General features: G+C 58.3%; 26 protein-coding genes and 1 tRNA gene. 20 read left to right on the plus strand and 7 right to left on the minus strand.

What is annotated here, in order from left to right; all coding sequences use genetic code 11:
* Window positions 1-62: 62 nt before the first annotated feature.
* Genes ACGLHT_RS23875 through ACGLHT_RS23920 form a run of 10 tightly spaced genes read left to right on the plus strand, consistent with a single transcriptional unit; the run spans window position 63 to window position 8,482 of the window.
* Window positions 63-362, plus strand: coding sequence for a TIGR03745 family integrating conjugative element membrane protein (locus ACGLHT_RS23875; RefSeq protein ID WP_230852930.1), 300 nt, complete (start codon window positions 63-65; stop codon window positions 360-362).
* Window positions 363-375: 13 nt separating this feature from the next.
* Window positions 376-759 carry a TIGR03750 family conjugal transfer protein gene (locus tag ACGLHT_RS23880; RefSeq protein ID WP_023628668.1) on the plus strand — a complete coding sequence of 128 codons (384 nt, stop codon included), beginning with the start codon at window positions 376-378 and terminating at the stop codon, window positions 757-759.
* Window positions 760-767: 8 nt separating this feature from the next.
* Entirely contained in the window at window positions 768-1,418 is a 651-nt protein-coding gene (locus ACGLHT_RS23885; protein ID WP_023628669.1) for a PFL_4703 family integrating conjugative element protein, read from the plus strand.
* Window positions 1,415-2,311 (plus strand): TIGR03749 family integrating conjugative element protein, encoded by an 897-nt coding sequence (locus ACGLHT_RS23890; RefSeq protein ID WP_023628670.1) that lies wholly within the window; start codon window positions 1,415-1,417, stop codon window positions 2,309-2,311. The genes ACGLHT_RS23885 and ACGLHT_RS23890 overlap by 4 nt, the downstream gene beginning before the upstream one ends.
* The gene (locus ACGLHT_RS23895; protein ID WP_023628671.1) at window positions 2,292-3,791 is read left to right on the plus strand and encodes a TIGR03752 family integrating conjugative element protein; all 1,500 of its coding nucleotides are present in this window, start codon (window positions 2,292-2,294) and stop codon (window positions 3,789-3,791) included. Before ACGLHT_RS23890 ends, ACGLHT_RS23895 begins: the two co-directional genes overlap by 20 nt.
* A complete protein-coding gene (locus tag ACGLHT_RS23900) occupies window positions 3,769-4,218 on the plus strand; it encodes a TIGR03751 family conjugal transfer lipoprotein (RefSeq protein WP_023628672.1) in 450 nt (149 codons plus the stop codon). Before ACGLHT_RS23895 ends, ACGLHT_RS23900 begins: the two co-directional genes overlap by 23 nt.
* Window positions 4,218-7,211 carry a conjugative transfer ATPase gene (locus ACGLHT_RS23905; RefSeq protein ID WP_371858383.1) on the plus strand — a complete coding sequence of 998 codons (2,994 nt, stop codon included), beginning with the start codon at window positions 4,218-4,220 and terminating at the stop codon, window positions 7,209-7,211. The genes ACGLHT_RS23900 and ACGLHT_RS23905 overlap by 1 nt, the downstream gene beginning before the upstream one ends.
* The gene (locus ACGLHT_RS23910; protein WP_023628673.1) at window positions 7,208-7,513 is read left to right on the plus strand and encodes a hypothetical protein; all 306 of its coding nucleotides are present in this window, start codon (window positions 7,208-7,210) and stop codon (window positions 7,511-7,513) included. Before ACGLHT_RS23905 ends, ACGLHT_RS23910 begins: the two co-directional genes overlap by 4 nt.
* Window positions 7,506-8,150, plus strand: a complete 645-nt coding sequence (locus ACGLHT_RS23915) for a thioredoxin domain-containing protein (RefSeq protein WP_052062247.1) — start codon at window positions 7,506-7,508, stop codon at window positions 8,148-8,150. Before ACGLHT_RS23910 ends, ACGLHT_RS23915 begins: the two co-directional genes overlap by 8 nt.
* An 8-nt stretch (window positions 8,151-8,158) precedes the next feature.
* A complete protein-coding gene (locus ACGLHT_RS23920) occupies window positions 8,159-8,482 on the plus strand; it encodes a hypothetical protein (protein WP_023628675.1) in 324 nt (107 codons plus the stop codon).
* A gap of 316 nt (window positions 8,483-8,798) precedes the next feature.
* Here the strand turns inward: ACGLHT_RS23920 and ACGLHT_RS23925 are convergent, their stop codons facing one another.
* Window positions 8,799-9,023 (minus strand): hypothetical protein, encoded by a 225-nt coding sequence (locus tag ACGLHT_RS23925; RefSeq protein WP_038705586.1) that lies wholly within the window; start codon window positions 9,021-9,023, stop codon window positions 8,799-8,801.
* A gap of 67 nt (window positions 9,024-9,090) precedes the next feature.
* Complete coding sequence (locus ACGLHT_RS23930; protein ID WP_023628677.1) at window positions 9,091-9,372, minus strand: hypothetical protein; 282 nt, start codon at window positions 9,370-9,372, stop codon at window positions 9,091-9,093.
* Window positions 9,373-9,564: 192 nt separating this feature from the next.
* On the opposite strand from ACGLHT_RS23930, the gene ACGLHT_RS23935 reads away from it, so the two are divergent.
* The 5 genes from ACGLHT_RS23935 to ACGLHT_RS23955 are packed head-to-tail and all read left to right on the plus strand — an operon-like array spanning window position 9,565 to window position 14,186.
* Entirely contained in the window at window positions 9,565-9,984 is a 420-nt protein-coding gene (locus ACGLHT_RS23935; protein WP_023628678.1) for a TIGR03757 family integrating conjugative element protein, read from the plus strand.
* Complete coding sequence (locus ACGLHT_RS23940; protein WP_038707443.1) at window positions 9,984-10,919, plus strand: TIGR03756 family integrating conjugative element protein; 936 nt, start codon at window positions 9,984-9,986, stop codon at window positions 10,917-10,919. Before ACGLHT_RS23935 ends, ACGLHT_RS23940 begins: the two co-directional genes overlap by 1 nt.
* Window positions 10,920-10,939: 20 nt before the next feature.
* Window positions 10,940-12,301 carry an integrating conjugative element protein gene (locus ACGLHT_RS23945; protein WP_023628680.1) on the plus strand — a complete coding sequence of 454 codons (1,362 nt, stop codon included), beginning with the start codon at window positions 10,940-10,942 and terminating at the stop codon, window positions 12,299-12,301.
* Window positions 12,302-12,303: 2 nt separating this feature from the next.
* A complete protein-coding gene (locus ACGLHT_RS23950; protein ID WP_023628681.1) occupies window positions 12,304-12,660 on the plus strand; it encodes a hypothetical protein in 357 nt (118 codons plus the stop codon).
* A complete protein-coding gene (locus ACGLHT_RS23955) occupies window positions 12,657-14,186 on the plus strand; it encodes a conjugal transfer protein TraG N-terminal domain-containing protein (RefSeq protein WP_023628682.1) in 1,530 nt (509 codons plus the stop codon). Before ACGLHT_RS23950 ends, ACGLHT_RS23955 begins: the two co-directional genes overlap by 4 nt.
* Window positions 14,187-14,225: 39 nt before the next feature.
* Here ACGLHT_RS23955 and ACGLHT_RS23960 read toward each other — a convergent pair whose 3' ends face one another.
* Window positions 14,226-14,576, minus strand: a complete 351-nt coding sequence (locus tag ACGLHT_RS23960) for a hypothetical protein (RefSeq protein ID WP_023628683.1) — start codon at window positions 14,574-14,576, stop codon at window positions 14,226-14,228.
* Between the two features lie 113 nt (window positions 14,577-14,689).
* Between ACGLHT_RS23960 and ACGLHT_RS23965 the strand changes: the two genes are divergently transcribed.
* The 5 genes from ACGLHT_RS23965 to xerC all read left to right on the plus strand — a co-directional run bounded on the left by ACGLHT_RS23965 (window position 14,690) and on the right by xerC (window position 19,630).
* Window positions 14,690-14,971: a type II toxin-antitoxin system ParD family antitoxin gene (locus tag ACGLHT_RS23965; protein ID WP_070086529.1), complete on the plus strand. Its 282-nt coding sequence runs from the start codon at window positions 14,690-14,692 to the stop codon at window positions 14,969-14,971.
* A 4-nt stretch (window positions 14,972-14,975) separates the two neighbouring features.
* The gene (locus ACGLHT_RS23970; RefSeq protein WP_023628685.1) at window positions 14,976-15,329 is read left to right on the plus strand and encodes a type II toxin-antitoxin system RelE/ParE family toxin; all 354 of its coding nucleotides are present in this window, start codon (window positions 14,976-14,978) and stop codon (window positions 15,327-15,329) included.
* Window positions 15,330-15,442: 113 nt separating this feature from the next.
* Window positions 15,443-16,390, plus strand: a complete 948-nt coding sequence (locus ACGLHT_RS23975) for a hypothetical protein (RefSeq protein WP_023628686.1) — start codon at window positions 15,443-15,445, stop codon at window positions 16,388-16,390.
* A gap of 94 nt (window positions 16,391-16,484) precedes the next feature.
* Window positions 16,485-18,380 carry a MobH family relaxase gene (mobH, locus tag ACGLHT_RS23980; RefSeq protein ID WP_028690576.1) on the plus strand — a complete coding sequence of 632 codons (1,896 nt, stop codon included), beginning with the start codon at window positions 16,485-16,487 and terminating at the stop codon, window positions 18,378-18,380.
* Entirely contained in the window at window positions 18,377-19,630 is a 1,254-nt protein-coding gene (xerC, locus tag ACGLHT_RS23985) for a tyrosine recombinase XerC (protein ID WP_023628688.1), read from the plus strand. Before mobH ends, xerC begins: the two co-directional genes overlap by 4 nt.
* A 338-nt stretch (window positions 19,631-19,968) precedes the next feature.
* Here the strand turns inward: xerC and ACGLHT_RS23990 are convergent.
* The 4 genes from ACGLHT_RS23990 to ybgF form a co-directional block, all read right to left on the minus strand.
* A tRNA-Lys gene (locus ACGLHT_RS23990) sits at window positions 19,969-20,044 on the minus strand.
* Between the two features lie 60 nt (window positions 20,045-20,104).
* Window positions 20,105-20,779 (minus strand): 7-cyano-7-deazaguanine synthase QueC, encoded by a 675-nt coding sequence (gene queC / locus ACGLHT_RS23995; protein WP_013973801.1) that lies wholly within the window; start codon window positions 20,777-20,779, stop codon window positions 20,105-20,107.
* A gap of 17 nt (window positions 20,780-20,796) precedes the next feature.
* Complete coding sequence (gene queE, locus ACGLHT_RS24000) at window positions 20,797-21,444, minus strand: 7-carboxy-7-deazaguanine synthase QueE (protein ID WP_015271468.1); 648 nt, start codon at window positions 21,442-21,444, stop codon at window positions 20,797-20,799.
* A gap of 160 nt (window positions 21,445-21,604) precedes the next feature.
* Window positions 21,605-22,411 carry a tol-pal system protein YbgF gene (gene ybgF / locus ACGLHT_RS24005; RefSeq protein WP_004375252.1) on the minus strand — a complete coding sequence of 269 codons (807 nt, stop codon included), beginning with the start codon at window positions 22,409-22,411 and terminating at the stop codon, window positions 21,605-21,607.
* Window positions 22,412-22,415 lie beyond the last annotated feature (4 nt).

Genomic DNA, 22,415 nt, shown 5'->3' on the forward strand with positions numbered 1-22,415 from the left:
GGAGCTAACCGATGTCTATCCGCACCATCACCAAGTCACTCACCGGCGCCGCCGCATTGATTATGGGCCTGCACCCAATCATTGCCGCTGCCGCATTACCAGGAGCACAAGCCCCAACACGCGGCGAGGGAACCAGCTGGCTGCAAACCATCCAGAACTACGGTTACGACGGTTTCATGCTGATCGGTCTCTTCCTGCTCGGAGCCATGATGGTGGGGGTCGCCTCCCATGCCTACGGCGTTTACCACGATATCCATGAGGGCAAGAAAAAGTGGCGAGACCTGGGGCTCACCGCTGTGGTCGGGATCTGCCTGATCGGCGTCGGCATCTTCATGGTCACCAAAGCTACTGGCGTCCTCTAACTGGTGATGCGATATGGCTGAGACCACTTACCTGAAGGATGGAACGCTCGATTTCCTTCCCCACAACCTTAATAGGCAGCCCATCGTCATGGGAGGTCTCACTGCGGATGAAATGTGGGGAACGGTCGGTGCTTGTGGAGGGGCCGGCGTGATTCTGGGCATCCCCGTGTCGTTCTTGTTCGGCAACCCAGCTCTCTTCATCGCTTGCGCTCTTGTAGGTGGAGCTCTGGGCTTGACCGTGGCAAGCCGGATCCTCCGGAAGATGAAACGCGGCCGCCCGGATACATGGTTTTACCGCCAGCTCCAGTTCTACAAGGCTCAACACCTCCCCTTCCTCGGTGGCCCCCAGTTGGTCATCCGGAAGGGAGCGTGGACATGCCGTCGTACAGGAAAGTAGGAATCTTCATGAGTTTTCGAAAACGAGTGGATGCTCAGCAAGCACACATTCTCAGCTTGCGAATCGCGGTAATTGTGCTGGGCGCAGTCAGCCTGTTCGCGTTTTACGGCTGGCACAAAGCCCCCGAAGACCTGACCGTGCATGTGCCGCCGGACCTCCGCTCCGGCAGTACTCGCAAATGGTGGGAGGTGCCACCAGAAAACGTGTATGCCTTCGGGTTCTATATCTTCCAGCAGATGCAGCGCTGGGAGAAGAACGGGGACGACGACTACCAAGACAACATCGAGCGTCTGGCGTCCTACGTGACCCCTGGCTGCAAGGAGTACCTGCAGAAAGACTACGAGATGCGCCGTAACGCCGGTGAGCTGCGCCGCCGTGAACGGAATGTCTCAGAAATCCCGGGCCACGGGTTGACCGACCCTGGCGTGCTACGCGTGGAAGAAATCGGAATCAACGATTGGACAGTCAATCTGGATCTACTCGCTGACGAGTCGGTGAACGGCGAGCGGGTCAAGCGTGCAATGACGCGTTATCCACTGTCCATCGTCCGGGCCGACGTCAATCCAGAGAAAAATCCGTTCGGGTTGATGTGGAACTGCTATGCGTCCAACCCGCAGCGCATCGAGGTTGATCTGCAAGCAGCCGGGGTGAAACCATGAATCTGCGCGCGTGCCTCCTTGTTCTGGGCCTCTCTGCAGTTGCCAATGTGAAAGCGGTAGAGCTGCTGCTGTGGGACCGTATCCCCATGGCAATCCCGCTAATTGTCGGTCAAGAGCGCATTGTGTTCGTCGACCAGAACGTGCGGGTAGGCATGCCTCCGCAGCTTGTTGGCCAACTGCGGGTCCAGAGCACTGGCGGCGCCGTCTACCTGCTGGCCAGCCAAGAAATTCCACCGACCAGGCTGCAACTGCAGAATGTGGCCACTGGCGAGATCATGCTGGTGGATATTGCCGCGACACCAGCGGCAGAGGGCCAAGCCAAGCTCGAACCCGCGAAGATCGTCGCCGGCGCGGCCCCTTCTACCTACTACGGCGATACCACCTCGACGCGAGCTCCGACGAAGCGATCCGCGACGTCGGAGGAGGAGGAGGAGGATGTTCCGCCGGCACCGCGACATGAGACACCTGCGCCGGTGGCCCTGACCCGCTATGCGGCGCAAATGCTGTACGCCCCACTCCGGACCGTTGAGCCTGTCGCCGGCATCAGCCAGGTGCGTGTTGATCGAGCCCTGGACCTCAGCACCTTGTTGCCGGTATTACCGGTGGAAGCATCGGTGCTGGGGGCTTGGCGCCTCGACAACAGCTATGTCACGGCAGTCAAACTCAGAAACCTGAGTGCCCAGCAGTTGACGATGAATGCAACAGAGCTGATGGGCAACTTCTCCACGGCGACATTCCAGCACCCGTACCTCGGAGCTCGTGGAAATGCCAGCGATACCACCACGCTTTACCTGGTCACACAAGGAAAGGGGCTGAAAGAGGCCCTGCTGCCGTCTTCGGTCAGCCAAATTGATCCGAAAGCAGGAGGGCGCCGTGGGCAGTCTGAAAAGTAATCCACTCCTCAAGTACCTGCTCATCCCCGTGCTGATCGGCGCGCTCATCATCGTGTTCAAGGGGGGGAGTAAAAAAGAGGAGCCGAAGGCTCCTGAAGATAAACCGATCATCATCGGAGGCGACACCGCACGCAAGCTAGGGGTGGACGGTGATACTCCGGCCGACACCCTCCGCACGGTGGTCGCTGAAAGTCGGGAGGTGAAAGACCAGATCGCGAAGGTGCTGACCGACAACAAGGAACTGAAGGACCAGAATGCAGAGCTCCAGCTCCGGCTTTCGCGCATAGATCAGAATGTCGACAACAAGCTGAATGATGCGAAGGGCGAGCTGCAGGAGCAGGTGAAGAACCAAAGCGTGGGCCTGTTGGACCAGTTCCAGCGTCAGTTGGATAACCTATCGCAGAACCCAAATGCCGCTGGGCAGGACCTCCCCATTGGGCTCGGAGTGATGCCAGGTGACGGCGCGGGTTTCGACAAAGGGACGAAGTCCAATGGACTCGTATGGGTTGAACCCACCGATGCCACTGCCTTGGACGCTAGCGGTAAACCCCTTCAGCCCGGCTCCGCCCAGACGGCCAGTAGCTTCAATTTTCCCACCAGCTTTGGGAGCACCCTGGACAAAGGCCAAACAGTTCTCAGCGCGACGGCCCAGAACGTCGGCGCTGATTTGTCTCCCCAGGATGCCCGCAAGCAAGTACGCAAAGCCTATACCTTGCCCCAGAACTCGACCTTGATGGGGTCGGTGGCCATGTCGGCGCTCATTGGCCGCGTACCGATCGATGGAACAGTCAATGATCCCTTCCCTTTCAAGGTCCTGATCGGTCCGGACAACCTCACCGCAAACGGCATCGAGATACCTGACGTCGTCGGTGCTGTTGCCAGCGGTACCGCATCAGGCGACTGGACATTGTCCTGCGTGCGCGGGCAAGTCCGGAGCCTGACGTTCGTCTTCGCAGATGGCACGGTCCGATCGTTCCCTGCCCCGGCAGAAGAGGCCAACGGCAGCCAGAACAACAACCAGAACAGCAGCAACGGTAACGGGCAGCCAGCGATCCAGGGCGGACTCGGCTGGATCAGCGACTCCTACGGCATTCCTTGCATCTCCGGCGAGCGCCGATCCAACGCCAAGGAGTACTTGACCAACCAGTCCCTGGTGACGGCCGCGGGCGCCGGCATCGCCAAACTGTTGAAGGCTGATGAGCAAAATAGCTCCACTACCTTCAGCAGCGGAGGAACTTCATTCGGGACCACGGGCTCCTCGGGGAACTCCGCCATGGGCGCGATTCTGACCGGTGGGGTCAGCGACATCCGCTCCTGGATGAACAAGCTCTACGGCGAAGCTTTCGCCGCCGTGTACGTACAGCCCGGGGCGAAGGTCGCCGTCCACTTGGACCAGCAGCTCGCCATCGACTACGAGATCAAAGGCCGCAAGGTCGATTACAACGCCGGAGCCAACCATGTATCCGCAAACCTTGACTAAGCCCCGCCTGCAGGCCGGCGCCTGGCTCGTGCTCGCCCTCATTCTAGGCGGATGCACGACTGACAAAGACGAGCTGCTCCCCCACGGGGAAGCCAACATGATGGACGTGTGGCAACACGGCACGTCTGGCGGGAGCTCTGGCAGTTCCAACAGCAGAATGTTGCTGGATGCGCGCCAAGAGCTGCGCCGACCGCTCGATGAGGCTCAGGTGGCCCGCCAACAGGCAAGTGCTGACGCCTTCAACCGCACGCCCCAGAACGAAATTTACAGCCAGTTCAAGCGCCTCCCGAACCCTGATCTGGTGATGTACGTGTTCCCACACCTGGCTGGTACGGATCCAGTCCCAGTCCCGGGGTACACCACGGTGTTCCCGATGTATCAACGCGTGCAGTACGCCATGCCAGGCGAGCGGACGGAGGAGTACTGATGCAGTTCATAAGCAAATTGCTGGGCAAAGGCCCTGCAACGCCTATCGAGCCCGTGCTCGGCCAGCCGACAACCGATACCGACCTTGTCGACGACTATCCCGCAACAGCCAGTACTGTCATCAACGAAGAAGACCGCCAGGCTGCGAATGACCGGTACATAGCTCGCCTGGAGTCCATGGGCATCCCTTCACCCATCGACTGGCAAAACCCTAAACGTCGGCCGGCGACAAAAACTGACGTGGCGAGGATATACGAGGTCAACCCGTCGTTCGTGGACATGCTGCCATGGGCAGAATACCTGCCCGAGGAAGAGGCCATGCTCCTCGAGGATGGCATTTCCAGGGCGGCGTTTTTCGAGTTGATCCCGATCGGGACCGAGGGACGCTCCGACGACTGGCTTCAACAAGCTCGCGATGCGTTGCAAGGTGTCCTGCAGGACAGTTTCGACGAACTCGAGAGCTCTCACTGGGTAGTGCAGCTTTATGCCCAGGACGAAACGGACTGGACCGACTACCTGCAAAAACTCCAGGCCTACGTCCAGCCCCGGGCTGAGAACACGGATTTCACCAAGCTCTACCTCGCGCTGTTCCGCCACCACCTCGAGTCTATCTCCAAGCCAGGTGGATTGTTCGTCGACACGGCAGTCAGCAACCTCCCGTGGCGTGGTCAGACACGGAAAGTCCGCCTGGTGGTGTATCGCCGAGTAAAGAAACAGGACGTCGTGGTGCGCGGCCAGGAGCCTGCCGCCTACCTCAAAGCGATCTGCGACCGTCTTAAAGGATCCCTGGCCAACGCCGGCGTGACAACCAAACGCATGGATGGCCATGCGATCAAGCGTTGGCTCGTAGGCTGGTTCAATCCACACCCAGATCACCTGGGGTCGACTGAGCGCGATATCCGACGTTTCTACGAAGAGGTGTGCCAGCCAGCCCGCGAGTTGCAAGAGGGTGAGCTGCCGGTGGCGAGCGGCACCGACTTCTCGGAGAACTTGTTCTACAGAGAACCGCGCTCGGATATCGACAGCGGTCTCTGGTCGTTCGACGGCATGCCGCACCGGGTTGTGATGCTGGATCGCCTGAAAAATGCCCCCCTCACTGGGCATCTGACCGGTGAGACCAAGCAGGCCGACTCATTGAACTCGCTGTTCGACCGGCTGCCGGAGGATACCGTGTTGTGCATCACCATGGTGCCGACCCCGCAGGATCTGCTGGAAGGGCATCTCGAACAGCTATCCAGGAAGGCTATCGGGGATACCCAGGCGTCCAGTCACACCCGGGATGACGTTGAAACGGCGCGGTCCCTTCTCGGACGAAAGCACAAGCTCTACCGGGGAAGTGTCGCGTTTTTCCTCCGTGGTCAGAATAAAGCCGTGCTCGAGGAGCGCACGACTAGCTTGTGCAACGTGCTCCTCGGCGCCGGCATGCAACCAGTCCAGTCACAGGACGAGGTAGCTCCTCTAAACAGCTACCTGCGCTGGTTGCCATGCAACTTCGACCCGAATGAAAACCGCGCCTTGGATTGGTACACCCAGCTTATGTTCACCCAGCACATCGCCAATCTGGCTCCAGTCTGGGGGCGCTCCACTGGCACAGGTAACCCGGGCTTCACCCTTTCCAATCGAGGGGGGGCAGCGCTGACCTTCGATCCGCTGAACAAGCTCGACCGACAAATGAACGCGCACTTGTTCTTGTTCGGCCCCACCGGCGCGGGTAAATCTGCCACAGCCAACTACCTGATCATGCAGGCCATTGCGCTCTACCGCCCTCGACTCTTCATCATCGAGGCCGGCAACAGCTTCGGCCTGCTGGGCGATTTCGCCAAGCGGCTTGGCCTGACCGTCAACCGGGTACGGCTCGCTCCGGGTAGCGGCGTGAGCCTCGCCCCGTTCGTCGACGCCGTGCAGCTCGTAAAAAACAAGGACCAGGTCAAGGTCTTGGATGCCTCGGACGTGGATGCATCGGACCAGCACCTGACCGACGCACTGGCGGGGATGGAGGACGAACAGAGGGACATCCTGGGCGAGCTGGAGATCACAGCCCGCCTGATGATCACTGGCGGCGAATCGAAGGAGGATGCGCGACTCACTCGGGCCGACCGCAGTGCCATCCGGCAGTGCATCATCAACGCCGCCGAGCTGTGCGTAAGTAAAAACCGTCCGGTGTTGACTGAAGACATCAGCGCAGCGCTGCAGGCGATGGCCAGCGACGACAAGCTCCCTGAAAGCCGGCGCAACCGGTTCATGGAGATGGCCGAGGCCATGGGGATGTTCACCATGGGCACCGAGGCTGAGATGTTCAACCGTCCTGGTACCGCCTGGCCGGAAGCTGACATCACAATCGTCGACTTGGCCACCTACGCTCGTGAGGGCTATCAAGCCCAGATGGCCATCGCCTACATCTCCCTGCTGAACACCATCAACAACATCGCAGAGCGGGACCAGTTCAAAGGCCGACCACTCATTGCCTTCACCGACGAAGGCCACATCCCATTGAAGGTGCCACTGCTCTCCCCGTATTCGGTGAAGATCACCAAGATGTGGCGAAAACTAGGTGCCTGGTACTGGATGGCAACCCAGAACGTTGACGACATCCCTCCAGAAGCATCCGCCCTGCTGAACATGATCGAGTGGTGGATCTGCTTGAACATGCCGCCTGACGAGGTGGAGAAAATCGCGCGTTTTCGTGAGCTCACGCCGGCGCAGAAGACGATGATGCTCTCGGCACGAAAGGAAAACGGCAAGTTCACCGAGGGCATCGTCCTGGCCAAGCGGATCGAGATGCTGTTCCGTGTGGTGCCACCCAGCCTGTGCCTTGCTCTGGCCATGACCGAGCCAGAAGAAAAGCGGCAGCGTTACGAAACCATGCAGGCGCTCGGCTGCGATGAGCTACACGCAGCACTGCAGGTGGCCGCGGACCTGGACCACAAACGCGGTATCACTCCCTATCCCATCACCTTACCCGAATCAAAGAAGGCCGTGGAGCGCGTGGCATGAGAGTCATGAATACCCTGACCCAGAACATCATTGATAGCCTGACCCAGCTGCTCAAAGAGCCCGGGCACGACACACTCCAGTCATTGTCGGTTTGCGCACCAGTGCTCATTGACGAGCTGCAACAGATCAAAAATAACGCCCTCGATCGTCGCGACATCATTCCGCTGGTTCAGTCCGTGTTGGATGAGTGGCTGAAGGAGCACCCTCAGCCTGACGGAGCCATTCACGATCTACAGGCCGCCCTGCAGAAGCTCGGCCAGCCTGAGGTCCCCCCTCATGCTCGGGGGGATGAGCATGCGTAAGAACAGGCTCAAACTCATCGTGGTCGGCATCATCGCGATCACTGGCCTCGGCGCTGGCTGGCTGCTGGCAAAGAACAACAGCGCACGCCCCGCCGATGAGACCTGGTATTTCGGTCCGTCCAGTGCCCGCTGGGTGATCACGGAGTACGCCGATCTGGAATGCCCATACTGCAGGGCATACACGCCACAACTGAAGCGATGGGTGAGCGAGCAAGAGAACGTGAAGCTCGCTTGGCATCACTTCCCTCTCGATAGTCATGGCCCTGCAGCAGTATCAGAGGCAAGGCTCGTTCAATGCGCGGGTTCATTGGGCGGGGCTTCGGCGTTCTGGGAAGCGATCGACCAGGTCCTGCTGCGCACACGTGGCAATGGCCAGGGGCTCGCTGATGAGTTGGAGGTACCTGGCATCTCTGCAGAAGGTCTTTCCACTTGCGCGAGGACAAGACTGGATATCCGAGCAGCCATTGAACAGCAATTGGCTGTGGCCAAGGGCCGGGGCATTGCCGCTACCCCTACGATCGAGGTCACCGACAGTTTGACGGGGCACAGCATGCGCCTGGAAGGTCCCGTGGATAGCGCCACACTGCTGTCGGTCGTGGATGACCTCGCAGCCCAGGCCACTGCGAGCAAGGAGTAGCCAGGGTAATGATCAAGATCACGGTCTCCCGCATCGACAATAATGACGAAGAAAGCAATCTACCAAGCAGGTTCTTCCCAAGCGCAGGCTCTGGCCATGGATGGTTTCAGCTTGAGTCGACCGGGGAAGAATTCCCCTCACACGATGAGCTGAGCTGGGCTCTCCAGGAGTGGAACGACGACTGCGTGCTCATGGACTATGACGCGACCACAGGCAAAGGTCGGTTCGTAATAGTCGACTGGTATGCCCCAGCGCCCGGGACCGTGATCGAGCTGCAGCTCGATATGAACCTGGAAGAACTTGATCCAGGTGACGAGGAATGGTTCGACTAGTTCACATTCTTGTAACGACCTGAGATCCGAGGGGAACGGACTTCCCTTCGCCCAGTCTCTGTCGGTGTGATTGTGGAGGTGAACGGGATGATGGAACTACAAGGTTTCGCCAGTAGACACAGCTTTTTGAGTGTTCAACTTGAAAAGCTCTATCAGCAGCTATCCGACTCACACGATGCCGTCGGCTTGTCGGCCTCCGTGACGCAACTCAACAACGATATTTGTGAACTGCAGCGGGATGTCATGGAGGCAGTAATACTTCGAAACCGATCATCCGCCGCAGTGACTTGGGCATCAGCGACCGGATACCCACAACTCACTCACGCTCTCGACGATCATGAGGATCTGGAGGAAGTGTGATGGTCAGCGTGAAACTACCGGTGAGACCCTGACGCAGTTCCTGAGGCATCCAATAGGCAAACTGCACCAGCCACGCGCCATCCTGCAGGCGATGGGTCTCCTGCCGAAACTTCTCAACCGATGCCTCATCAATCCCAAGAATGGCCGCCACTTCTTGGTTGGTGGGTATGGCGTCCTTCACCAGCCTGCCTCCTTGCGTCAAACCGGTATAGAAAATACTCCAGTGCCACCTGAGCGCCATCAACCGCTTATCGGTTGGCGAGTTTATCGCTCTCAATCCAAGAATGAGCGCGTTTAAGGGCCCAGGTCATCGCAGCCGTCATAGTCTGCCCTTTGCAGTCCATATGGCCCTCTTCGAGCAAAAGCTTTCCATCCAGAGCATAGATACCGAGAAATAGCTGAGTCAGGTGCTCGCGAGAGACCCGCACCTGAATGTTAATGAGGGAGCCGTCGGCCATCCGCTCATCGAAGTTCCTGAAGTGCAGATCGGGATCCGCCCACTCCCAGAATACTTGTCCTCTTTTGCGCATGTCCGTTCCAGTGTAAGTGCTGATCCGGGCAGTATGGAGTCACCTCAACGAGTCTGCCAGACCGAAAACGCCTCGCTTACGCCCGTGTGGGGATTCACCGAGAAATCCAAGTACCGTCAGATATCTATTTCCTACTGCGCCTGGCGGGCCGATCCGTTTTCCTGTACCCGTCCCCACTTCAGGTGCAGCCTCATGTTCAATATCCCCCCGCCTTCATCGCGAGTGATCCCGTTGTTCGTCGCCGCGCTGGCCACCGGTACCGCGCATGCCGAGACCTGGGCCATCACAGACGCGGCGCACCCACTCACCTCCGTACCGGCAGATGTGCGTGTCATCAAGCTCGATGATCAACAGCGCATCGAGGAGCAGTTGTCCAGGAAGCTACCACCCAACCCGCACCAAGCCGCGCTCGCCGCTAGGCAACTAATGGGCACGCCGGCCGGAGCTGCCCTTATGCAACAGCTAGCTGCCGCTCAGCAGGGCAATGCCGATGCCTGGAGTGTTGGGGTCTCGAAGGTGCCGGCAGTCGTTGTCGATCGCCGGTTTGTGATCTACGGCCAACCCGACGTGGCTGCTGCCATTCAGGCAATCAACCAGGCAAGGGGACGATGATGAGACGAATCTCGCGACTCACCTTGGCTGGGCTTCTAACCTCGGCGCTACCTTTCTCAGCCTACGCGGCCATCAGCTCAGCGGCGATTCTCGCCTCCACCACCTCGCCTACCTGCTTGGAATACAAAGTAGTCGGCATCTGCTACTGGCTGCTCTGCACACCCGTTGGCTGCACGGTCAAAACCTCAACCAAAGTCCGGCACTACATTCCGGACGCAGTGGTATCCGCCTATGCCAACACAGGGGGGAATCCGTGGACAGAGGTAAGCCCCATGGGGGCGCCGAATGCGACGGCGCAAGCCGGTAATGATGGGACTACCAACCACAACGCCGAGAACAACATCACCAAGTTCAAGGAGGCTGACGTCATCGGCCACCCTGGAGCTGCGGTATTCAGCCGATTTGTAAGCTCTTTTGGCTATTCCTGCCACGGCGCGACGACCCCCTACGTGCCCTACATGCTCAGCACCCTGGACACCCTCGCATGGCGGTACGGGGTTCCCGAATCCGTCTATCCAGAGGCCCTGATCCCCGGCATGCGGGAGGTCGGTGGACTTCTCTCGGCCGACATGTGGGGGAGCGTCTACCCACGGAGCGGGTTCATCCACCAGGTCGACGACTTCAAGGCCGGTGCAGTCATCGCCCAGCGTGCCGGTGACATCACGACGCGGGTAGGACAACCCCACGTATACCTGCCTATGCGCTCCCTGCCGGAGCCTGGCTACTGGCCTGCCGGGGAACTGAAAGAAGGTGATGCCAGCACAGGCAAGTGGCAGGAGCTGACGCCAACCATCAGCCCTACCTGCGCCGTGTTCCCCTCCCCTGGCCCGAATGCCGATGCAGTCGACGAAGCCTATGCCTGGGCCCTGTGGCGGCCCTATTCATGCTGCCAGCGCAAAGGCCAGACCTTCCTGGGAAGCACTGACTTCCAATGAGATAAGACCTGGAGAGCTATATGAACAAATTTACCATCGCCATCATTCTCGCTACTGGCATGGGCAGTACCTGGTGTATGGCTGAGGCCGCCGACCCAATCAAGGTGGAGTCCCAGGGCAGCGTGATCGGGGACGACGTGCTCTACAGTATCGGCGGCGGCAGCGCTGTCCAGATGGGCAGCGCTGGCCAGATGGAAAGCATCACCGTCGGCGCCGGCTGGCAGAACAACCTGGTCTGCGGAAACATGGACCTCAGCAACACCCTGCAGAACCAGCTGAACGGCGCAACACAGGGCTTCCAACAGATCATGGGCAGCGTCATCCAGAACGCGACCGGCGCTGTCACGTCGTTGCCGGCACTGATCCTGCAGCGGGCAAATCCCGCCCTCTACAACCTGCTGACCAACGGGATCCTGCAGGCGCGCCTCGACTACGACCGATCGAAGGGAACCTGCAGGGCGATGGCCGAACGGATGGCCGACATTGCCGGCGGCCAGATGGGGTGGGGCAAGGTTGCCGAAGGTCAGAAGATGGGGCAAGCCCTGGCATCGAGCAACGATGCCGTGGCAGTGGTCGACAAGGTCGAGCAAGCACCAGGATCGAACGGCGTGACTTGGGTCGGCGGTAAACAGGCCGGTGGCAATGGGCAGCAGCCCATCAAAGTGGTTGGGGATGTTGCCAAAGCAGGCTACAACCTCCTCAACAATCGCGCAGCTCAGGACACCTCGAGCATCCCGCAGTCCAGCTGCTCCAATGGACTGGTATGCGGCAGTTGGGAGTCTCCGGCCGAAGCCGCCCAGTTCGCAAACCGGGTCCTGGGTGAACAGCAGCTACAGACCTGTGAAGGATGCACGACTACATCGACTCCGGGTGTGGGCTTGACCCCGCTGATCCAGGAAACATACGACAAGAAGCTCGCGGCCCTGCAGGAGCTCTTGAAGCCCGGGACCCAGATCACCTCCGAGAAGCTGCGTGAAGCAAGCAGTGACTCCCTCCCCATTACCCGCGGCGTAGTTACTGCCCTTCGTGACGAGCGGGATCAGGCGGTGTTGGCCTCCCGCCTGGCATCCGAGGTCGCCTTGGCTGATGTCCTGGAGAAAGGTCTGCTGCTGCAGCGCATGCTGATTACAGGCAGCAAGGAACCCAACGTGAATGCGAACAAGCTCGCCGTTGAGGCCACACTCGGCCAGGTCGACACGCTTCAGCAACTCATCACCAACCTCAAGACCGAGCTCGACATGCGGCAGCAGCTCGCCAACAACTCTCCGATGAAGATCATCGAGCGCAGCAAGTCGCGCGCCGAAAGTTCCCGCTCGATCTACGAAGCGGCGCCTGAACAGGATCGCCTGATTCAGCTGCAGAAGCCTGCCGGCAAGGAGTGACCATGGCGGAAGATGTCGAGAAAAAAGCCCACCCCCTCAAAGTCCTCCTGGGAGGCGTGTTATTGAGCGTGGTGATGCTGTTGCTGAGCGTGTTGCTCGGCGTCATCGCGGTCAATCATCTGGGCGTGTTCGACACCTGGTTGAAGTGGCGTGAGGGCAATTACCTGCCACTGTTGCTATGGCGACTCGCCCTCTATGGCAGCATCGTCTTCGCGTGGGTGAAGCTCAAGGCGCGTCTGCCTGGGAGCGACGAAGATCAGTCGTCCAAGGGGGTTCAGCGGATCGAGTTCCTGGTACTCCTGTTGTTCGTGATCATCGAGATCTCGAAGGCGCCAATCACCTGGTCGGAGGTCCTATGACGCTCTATACGAACGACTACCTCGAGTATTACCTCACCCTGGTAGGGTGGATCATCAACAACGGGATCTGGGACATGATTTCGGACACGGGCCTTTTCGCCCTGCCCTTTATCATCATCGTGGCCCGTGAGTGGATCAAAGTCCGAGGAGAAGGCGCTGACGAGGGCAACAAGGGGGTGCTGTCCCTGGCTCGCATTGAAACCCAGCTGTACGTTGGGTATGTGGTTGTTTCACTGTGTGCTGTGCCAGCCATCTCCGTGGGATTTGACACTCTGCAGTTCGACCAGGCGCGAGGGAAGCAGTGCCAGGTACTGACGCCGGCGCCCTCGGAGACAGGCTGGAACACCACCTTCAGCTCGTTGGCCGGCAAGAGCGCGAAGGTGCCGGTGTGGTGGGCGCTCGTACACGCGCTGTCCAAGGGGTTGAATAGCGGCGCTGTTGCAGCAATCCCCTGCGGTACAGATCTCAGGCAAATGCGCATGGAGGTCGACGCGATGAGGATCGGCAATCCTCTGCTCGCGCAGGAGGTGGCAGACTTCACCCATGATTGCTTCGGCCCTTCCCGCGCGCGCCTGTTCATGCGTCAGCCCGACATTGGGTCGATCGCCAAAGACCAGAAGGCCCTACAGGACCTGAACTGGATCGGGTCCCACTACCTGCTGAACACGGCTGGTTACTACGACACGGATTACTCCAGAACACCCCGTACATCCTGGCCGTATGACACGAAACGAGATGATGGCATGCCCCAGGTTACCGGTGGTGGTGGGTATCCCACTTGCAAACAGTGGTGGTCTGACGGGAACATCGGCCTGCGGGACCGACTGAAAGCCCAAGTCGATCCTAGTTTGCTGAACCAGTTCCTCGGGTGGGCAAAGTGGCTGTCCCAGGAGGAAGTCACCGACTCGATGATTCGCCAGCTCGTGTCGCCTTCTAGCCAGGTCAACGGCGACGTCTACACCGATTATGGTGGACAGGTCGATGGAACCGTCTGGAACGGCCTTGCACGTGCAGGCGGAACATTGGGGGTCGCCGTCGGGTCGCTGGCCTTCTTCCCGGCGATGGACATGGTGCGCCAAGCCTTACCGATGGTAGTGGCCTTCCTCAAGATGGCCATGGTCATCAGCATTCCACTGGTGCTGATAATCGGTGCGTATCAACTGAAAGTTGCCATGACCATGTCAGTAACAATGTTCGCGTTAATATTTGTAGACTTTTGGTTCCAACTGGCAAGATGGGTCGACAGCACAATCATCGACGTTTTGTATGGTTCGGGCTCACCACACCTATCCTTTGATCCAGTGATGGGCTTGAACACCACCACTCAAGACGCGATTCTGAACTTCGTCATGGGTTCGATGTTCATCATCCTCCCGACCTTCTGGATAGTTGCTCTCGGCTGGGCTGGAGTGCAAACAGGGACGATCCTTAACGGTCTAACCAAAGGAACCGACGCTGTAGGAAAAGCTGGCAGCGAAGGGGGACAAATGGCTCAGAAGGCAGTGAAGTCAATCGGTGGGCAGTAGCGTTGATAAAAGCTTGGTCCTTTACTGAGACCAAGCTTTTCAAGGAAGATCCCGATCAAGACCGTCAGTACGCTCGCCCCACATATTGAGAGGGCAGCCCATAACTCCGTCCCGACCATAGGGGGCTTCTTTATCCTCGGAGAACATATCAACCTTATCCAGGTCAGCTTTGGAAAGTGCGTACAGGCCGAGAGCAAGTGAAATGACCGTCAGCAGCACCGACATAAGCCAGCTTATCGAGTTGGCTAAAATGAGCGCAATTACCATGGCGAGGACTACCCGCTTAACCCAACGGACTGTCGGATTCAAGTCATGCATGCAGAAGCGCGCCACACCTCCCAGGGCCCGGCCTAAGCGGAAGGCAATCGAGTGTTTGGCGGCTGCAGTCATGATTCAATCTCCTTGCCCTATGAGAGCATCTTGCCATCAGATATACGACAGCTTTGGCATTTTCGCAAGGGGTATGGCATAAAACGCCATCACCACTCATCAGGTTCACATCCATGGCCACCCACAATGTCGTCGTTCCACAGCCAATGGAGCAGTCCATTGATGACCTAGTCAGCACGGGTCGTTACCAGAACTTCAGCGAGGTCGTGCGTGCAGGCATCCGGATGCTGCTTGAGCATGAAGCAGCTGAGGCAGCCAGACTCGAAGCGCTGCGCAACGCAACATCAGTGGGCATCATGCAGGTCGAAGCAGGCCAATACGATGAAATCGATCCGGCCAATCTGGCAGCCTACCTCAATAATCTTGGAAGACTGGCGGGCGAAAAGCATGAGTAGGGCCATGGTTCGCATGTCCCCCCAGGCATGCATCGACATCGCCGATACGCTTCGCTTCACTGAGGTGAGGCTCGGTCAGTCCGTCAGGAGTCGGTATCAAGACCTGCTACAGCAGACGTTCCTCGCCCTAGCTGAACAGCCGACGCCGGTAGACAGCAAAATGCGTGATGAGCTTTCCCCGGGCCTTCGTAGCCTGCATCTGTCATTCAACGTGCTGCAGATGACTGACGGCCGCGTGATTAGACCTCGACATATCGTGTTCTACCGAGCTGGGACAGATCAAATCGTTGAGATACTACGAGTCCTCCACGATGCTATGGAGGTCGCACAGAATTTGAAACACCTGCATCAGCAGTAAAGGGTAAATGGCTCAACAGAAAATGGGCTTGAATGGATAATGGAATGGATCACAAGGGTAAAAGCCTTACCTGAAAGGGCCCAAAAACTGAAAGGGCGTCAAGGAGTTAGTCGATGAGTTTCTTAGGGAAAATGGTCCGCCTTGCGACGGTACACCCCCCGTTCATAAACAGCATGAGCAAGGACTTTAGAGACGAAGCAAATGCAGCTTTCGCCGCAAAGCTTAAACGTAGCAAGTTATACATGATCGGGGCTAGGCCACGGACAGAGTTTGGCGATGTACGAATCGTCGACACAGTAAATGACATTGCCCGGATAGAAATTAAGTTAGCAGGAGAGACAGTTGACTGGGGCTATATTAATCTGCAAGCAAATGTACCCCTTGGGGGAGCGGTACATGCGGCCTGGGACGACCAAATAATTCAGATCGGACACAACCGTCCAGGTCCTGGTGAGAAGATGCACTCACACACCTGGTATACCCCCGATTCAGTATACTGGGAAAAATCTAGGGGGAACCCAAACTTACAAGGATTCAACAATCACGCCATTGTTTGCAACTACGACCTACTTTATGTTGGGATAGCAAACAAGCAGGATAGTTTCGAGCGACTGCTAAATAAAGCTCATCAAGGTCGTGTTGAGATCCTTACAGAAGAACAGATTCGCTACCCAACCCCATCGAATCGAGTTTCAGACGAAATCGTATTATTCTTCTTCGACATTGATCCACTTATTATTCAGACATGGGCGCCTGAGGATGAAATGGATGACATGGTTTTGGATATTAATAGCTCGCGCACTATAGCAGATGCCGAAAAAGCATTTGTTAGCCTACTGAAACCCGAGTACAACAATGTTCAATTCAAAGAGTATCCAAGAGGAAAGGATGGCCTTTACGGTTCGGGCTTCAACGTCTATCAATACGTAATATTTGAAAATTTCACTTTTAACACACCATCTGGAACGTTTAATGGCTCAAGAAACGAATTTGGGCTGGGTAGCTCCGGGCACACCATCGTCGTAGAGGGGGACAACGTGACCCTCTACCCTCCCGAATGATGGCCATCTGCCAAGAAATCCGTTCCCCTCGGAATTCGCTTTACCGTTGATGCCATCTTGGCATTAAGAGAAAAGCCCGCTCCATGCACACCCCATGGAGCACCCTATGCAACTCCTCTCCTGGTTGAGCCGCAAACCGGCTAAACCAACACCAGAAGCCTCACCACAGGGCTTCCATCTGCCGGCGAAGGCTACTGCTCTCCTGCAGAGCCCACTCCGTCAGCAGCTCCTGGAGAACATCTGGCGCCGGGCTTCGCTCTCACGAGCTCAGTTCAATACCCTCTACCTTAAACCGCTCGAGCGCTACGCTGAGCTGGTGCAGCTGCTCCCTGCCTCTGAAAACCATCACCATGCCCACCTTGGCGGACTCCTGGACCACGGCCTGGAGATCGTGGCCTATGCCCTAAAGATCCGGCAGACGCACCTTCTGCCAATAGGCGCTCCACCGGAGTCCCAATCCGCTCAAGCAGAAGCCTGGACTGCAGCGGCCGCCTACGGCGCGTTGCTACACGACTTGGGGAAGATCGCTGTTGACCTCCGCGTCGAGCTCGAAGATGGCCGCGCATGGCACCCATGGCACGGCCCGATCAACCGCCCCTACCGGTTCAAGTATGTGAAAGGTAGGGAGTACCAACTGCACGGGGCTGCTTCAGCTCTTGTGTACATGCAAGTCCTGGACACCGGAATCCTGGACTGGCTCAGCGGTTTCCCTGAATTATGGAAGCAACTGATCTACCTTCTCGCCGGCCAGTACGAGCACGCCGGCATCCTCGGCGAAATGGTGATCCAGGCGGATAAAGCTTCCGTTGCCCAGCAACTGGGAGGCAATCCTGAACGCGCGCTGGCGGCCCCAAAGCAATCGCTGCAGCGACAACTGGCCGACGGTCTGCGATTCCTGGTGCGAGAAAAACTCAAGCTCAATCAGCCAGATGGACCGGCAGATGGTTGGCTGACGCAAGATGCGCTTTGGCTGGTGAGTAAGCCAGCAGCAGACCAGCTCCGGGCATACTTGCTGACCCAGGGTATTGAGGGAGTGCCAACCTCCAATGCTCCGTTCTTCAACATGCTGCAGGACCAGGCAATCATCCAGACCAATGCCCAGGATAAGGCGATCTGGAAAGCCACCATCGATAACGGCCGCGGTTGGAAGAACAGCTTCACCTTCTTAAAGGTCTCGCCGGTACTCGTCTGGCCGAATCCGGACGAACGCCCCCCTCTATACGGTGGCAGCCTCACCCTGGACCAGGAACCGGAGACAGTCGCGCAGGCGGGCACCAGTGCGGAAACCGTCTGTGCGGTACCGGATGAGCCAGTCGCCCCCTCGGGCGATGCAACTCAACCGCCGGCACGACCTCGAGCCCTAGTCCAGCCAACTCCAACCGAAGGGATCCGATCATCTGAGCGCGAAGAATTACTGTCACTGTATAGTAATATCACTGCGCCATCAGAAGAGCTAAGTGCTAGCCCAGGCTCAGCAGCCGCCTCCCCTCCTCAGCAAGGACTCGAAGAGGTAGAGCCGGCTGACGATTCTCTAGCAGCCACAGCAAGGAATGCTGCAATAAAAGATGTCACCACCATGCCTACGAGTAGTTCGCTGGGAGGAGCTTTCATCGCCTGGCTCAAAGCCGGGGTCGCCTCCCACAAATTGATCATCAACGATACCAAGGCCCTGATTCACACCGTCGACGACACAGCAATGCTCGTTACCCCTGGGATCTTCAAGCGATATGTGCTTGAGCACCCGGAGCTTGAGAGGATCGTCGGTAAACCGGGGACAGCGGCCTGGCAGCATGTACAACGCGCATTTGAGAAAGAGAAGAGCCACCAGAAAACCAGCAAGCAGCTGAACATCTGGACCTACGATGTAGTAGGCCCACGGAAGACCACGCAGCTGAGGGGCTACTTGCTTCTTGATCCGAAGCTGATCTTTGCTGAGCAGCCCCTGAACAACCCAAGCTTGCGACGAGTGACGGAAGGGGCCGCTGAATGACGCCCCAGAAATTGCTCCGGGAATACCTCGTCGATCACGACCTCCGGCCTGCCAGCGCGAAAATCTACGGCGCGGCAATGAAGAAGCTGGAAAAGAACTTCGGTAACGCTGTTGATGTGGAGACCATCGATCGACGGGACGTCCTTGCCTTAAGGAACAAGCTGATTGAAGGAGGTCTGTCGAAGCGCAGCTGGAACACTTACTCCAATCACCTCCGAACAATATGGGGGTACGGCATCGAGTACGGGATTCTTCCCAACACCGATGTGAACCCATTCAAGAAGACGACGGTAATTGCACCGAAGCGACAGAGCAAAATCATTGCCGGCGAAGCGATCGTCCGTGCAAGGCGGTGGCTCAGAAGTCTTGCTGACCAGGAGGAGTCGACTGGGGACCGGGCCAGAATCACACCAGCGTGGTTCTGGCTGGCAACTTTCGAGATGTTCTACTACACCGGCATACGGCTGAATGCACTGCTATGCATCCGGCTCAAGGATGTGGACTGGGATCGACGGCTGGTTCTCGTCCGCGGCGAAACCGAAAAAACACACCGCGAGTTTCGCATTCCCATCATGGATGGGCTAGCGCCGCACATTCAGCGCCTCGTCGATGAAGCTCGTCGAGCGGGCTTTGCCGCCGATGACCAGCTGTTCAACGTCAATCGTTTCTCCCGCCATTACAAGCGGCATGAAATGAACTCGGACCAGGTCGAGGCGATGTACAAGAAGCTGATCATCAGGCTCGGGGTGCGGATGACTCCGCACCGGTTCAGGCACACGCTTGCAACCGATCTGATGAAGCAGCCGGAAAGAAACATCCACCTGACCAAGAACCTGCTGAACCATTCGAACATCGCAACCACTATGAGCTACATCGAAGCCGACTATGACCACATGCGAGACGTACTGCACGAGCGCAGCATGCAGCAGGGGGCATTGAGGCTTGTACGTCGGGTGGATGAATGTAGTGCACCAAATTCGCGTCCTGGTGAAAGCGGTACCCGCACAGAGCCTGGTCGACGAATAACGATCGAAGAAGATGATCAAGGAGGTGGCTGCTCGGCACCAGAACGTCTGCTGATTGAGTTCAGGCAGAGCTGTGCCAGTGCTTTGCTACCGCCCGAAGATCTCTTTCAACCAAGCCTTCTGTTCAGCCTGATGGCATCGACAACAGGGTCTACACCTTTTGCTCGATCTCATTCTGCTGTCGCAGGCACTGTGTACAACGCCCGTGCCTCCCCGAAGTTCTGAACCGACGAATGGCAATGAGCCACTACATGGTTAGCTGAAGCAGGGCAGATAGCACATAACTGTTCCAGGTCACTGGTGCTAGGAAACTGGCGCCATGCCTTTGGCTGCGCGTGTTTTGGAGACGTCGCGAAGCGAGGTTTCGCGGAGGTGAGCAGCCCGCAAATCCCCTAAGTCATTGAGTTTTTTGGCCCAGGAACGAAAAAGCCCGCCATAAGTGGCGGGCTATTCCATATTGACATCACGCCGAAGCGAGCCTAAGGTTCGCTCCAGACGGCTGCAAGACTAGACATGGCTGTGGCAAGCCCCCCTCTCTAGCACTCACGAACCGCTGTGAATAATGGTGGGTCGTGTAGGATTCGAACCTACGACCAATTGGTTAAAAGCCAACTGCTCTACCAACTGAGCTAACGACCCGTTGGATGGCGCGTATAATACTGATTTCTAACGGGAAATCAACACCCCATCAAACTTTTTTCAAAAATACCGCGTCGGATCTTCGACTCCGGCGGCCTTGAAGCCGTCGGCACGCAGGCGGCAGCTGTCGCATTTGCCGCAGGCACGGCCGTCATCGTCGGCCTGGTAGCAGGAAACGGTCAGGCTGTAATCCACGCCGCGAGCCATACCGGCCTGCACGATCTGCGCCTTGCTCATGTTCTGCAGCGGCGCCTGGATGCGGAAGCCCTGCCCTTCGACGCCAGCCTTGGTCGCCAGGTTGGCCATGCGCTCGAAGGCTTCGACGAACTCAGGGCGGCAATCGGGGTAGCCGGAGTAATCCACGGCATTCACACCAATGAAGATGTCACGGGCTTCCAGCACCTCTGCCCAGCCCAGGGCCAGGGACAGGAACACGGTGTTGCGCGCTGGCACATAGGTGACCGGGATGCCTTCACCCGGGGTTTCCGGCACGTCGATGCTGCTGTCGGTCAATGCCGAGCCGCCGATGCCATCCAGGTTCAGGCCAATAACCTTGTGCTCGACCACGCCCAGGTCGCGGGCAACGCGGGCGGCGGCGTTCAGTTCGGCGCGGTGGCGCTGGCCGTAGTCGAAACTCATGGTGTAGCAGCTGTAGCCTTCGGCCTTGGCCATGGCAACCACGGTGGCCGAGTCCAGGCCGCCGGACAGCAGGATTACTGCGCGTTTGTCGGTCATGTGTGCTTGCTCCTCAATCAACGTCCGGGTTCGTCGTTCCACAGCAGCTTGTGCAGCTGCAGCTGGAAGCGTACGGGCAGGTTGTCGGCAACGATCCAGTCCGCCAGCTCGCTGGCGTTCACCTGGTGGTGGCTGGGCGAGAACAGCACTTCGCCGGCACGCTCGGCCAGGTTGTACTGGATCAGCTTGGAGACCGCCCAGTCGTAGTCCTCGCGGGAACAGATGACGAACTTGACCTGGTCGTTGCGGGTCAGCTGCTCGATGTTCTCGTAGCGGTTACGGTGCGACTCTTCGGAGCCAGGGGTCTTCAGGTCGACCACGCGGCTGACGCGGGTGTCGGTGCCGGCAATATCCAGCGCGCCGCTGGTTTCCAGCGACACCTCGTAACCGGCGTCACACAGGCGCTGCAACAGCGGCAAGGCGTTGGGCTGGGCCAATGGCTCGCCACCGGTGACGCAGACGTAGCGCGGCTTGAAGCCGGCGACCTGCTCAAGGATCGAATCGAGGGTGCGTACGGTACCGCCACTGAAGGCATAGGCACTGTCACAGTACTGGCAGCGCAGGGGGCAACCGGTGAGGCGCACGAATACCGTGGGCAACCCAGCCGTTCGCGTTTCACCCTGCAAGGAGTAAAAGACTTCGGTGATGCGTAATGTGTCTTGCATGCTCGCCACGGGCGTGACAGCTAAACAGGCTGCCCGCCTCCGTCAGGCACTGTCGCGGACTCGACATAGCGTTATCCGCAGCAGCGTGTTTACGAAAAAAGGGCAGTGATTCTAACGAAAAAACCCGCGACAAGCGCGGGTTTCTTTCAAGCGGTACTGCTTAGAGCTTCTGCAGGTCACGCTGGGCCAGTTGCGCGGCCGAGGTGCCGGGGTACTGGGTGATGACCTGCTGCAGGATACCCTTGACCTTGTCGGTGTGGCCCATGCGGCGCTCGACGTCGGCCAGCTTGTACAGCGAATCCGGCACCTTGCTGTGCTTCGGATACTTCTGGCTGACCTGGGCGAAGGCCTGGCTGGCAGCCGGCAGGTCGCCCTTGGCCAGGTTCACTTCACCCAGCCAGTACTGGGCATTGCCGGCGTACTGGCTGTTGGGGTACTTGCGCAGGAAGGCGTTGAACGCCTGGCTGGCCTTGTCGAAGTCTTTCTGCTTGATCAGGTCGAAAGCGGCATCGTAGTAGAGCTTTTCTTTCGCCGGATCACCGGGCTCGCTACTGGCGGCCGGTTGTTGAGCAGCAGCACCTGCTGCTGCATCGGGGGCGGCATTGGATGCACCACCACCGGAGGAATTGTCAGGGGTCGCGGCAGGCGCGGCGCCACTGTTGATGCGACGGTCCAGGTCCTGGTAACGCTCCAGGTTTTCCTGCTTCATGCGCGACACATCGTTCTGCAGCTCTTCGATGATGCCTTGCTGGCGGGAAAGCTGATCCTGCATCTGTTGCAGCTGCATGAACAGCTGGCCCTGTGCAGAGGCAGGGGCCGAAGCCCCTGACCCGGCATAGGCGCCGCTCGTGCCATAACCCGCAGGCGGATAGCTGCCTGCGTTGTCATCAACTACAGGGACCTCAGCCCAGGCCGCGAGCGGCAGGCTGAGTGCGAGGACGGTTACTACACGGCGGCACATACGCATAAGA

Source organism: Pseudomonas sp. PsB (genome assembly GCF_043658375.1).
Lineage (GTDB): Bacteria > Pseudomonadota > Gammaproteobacteria > Pseudomonadales > Pseudomonadaceae > Aquipseudomonas > Aquipseudomonas putida_Z.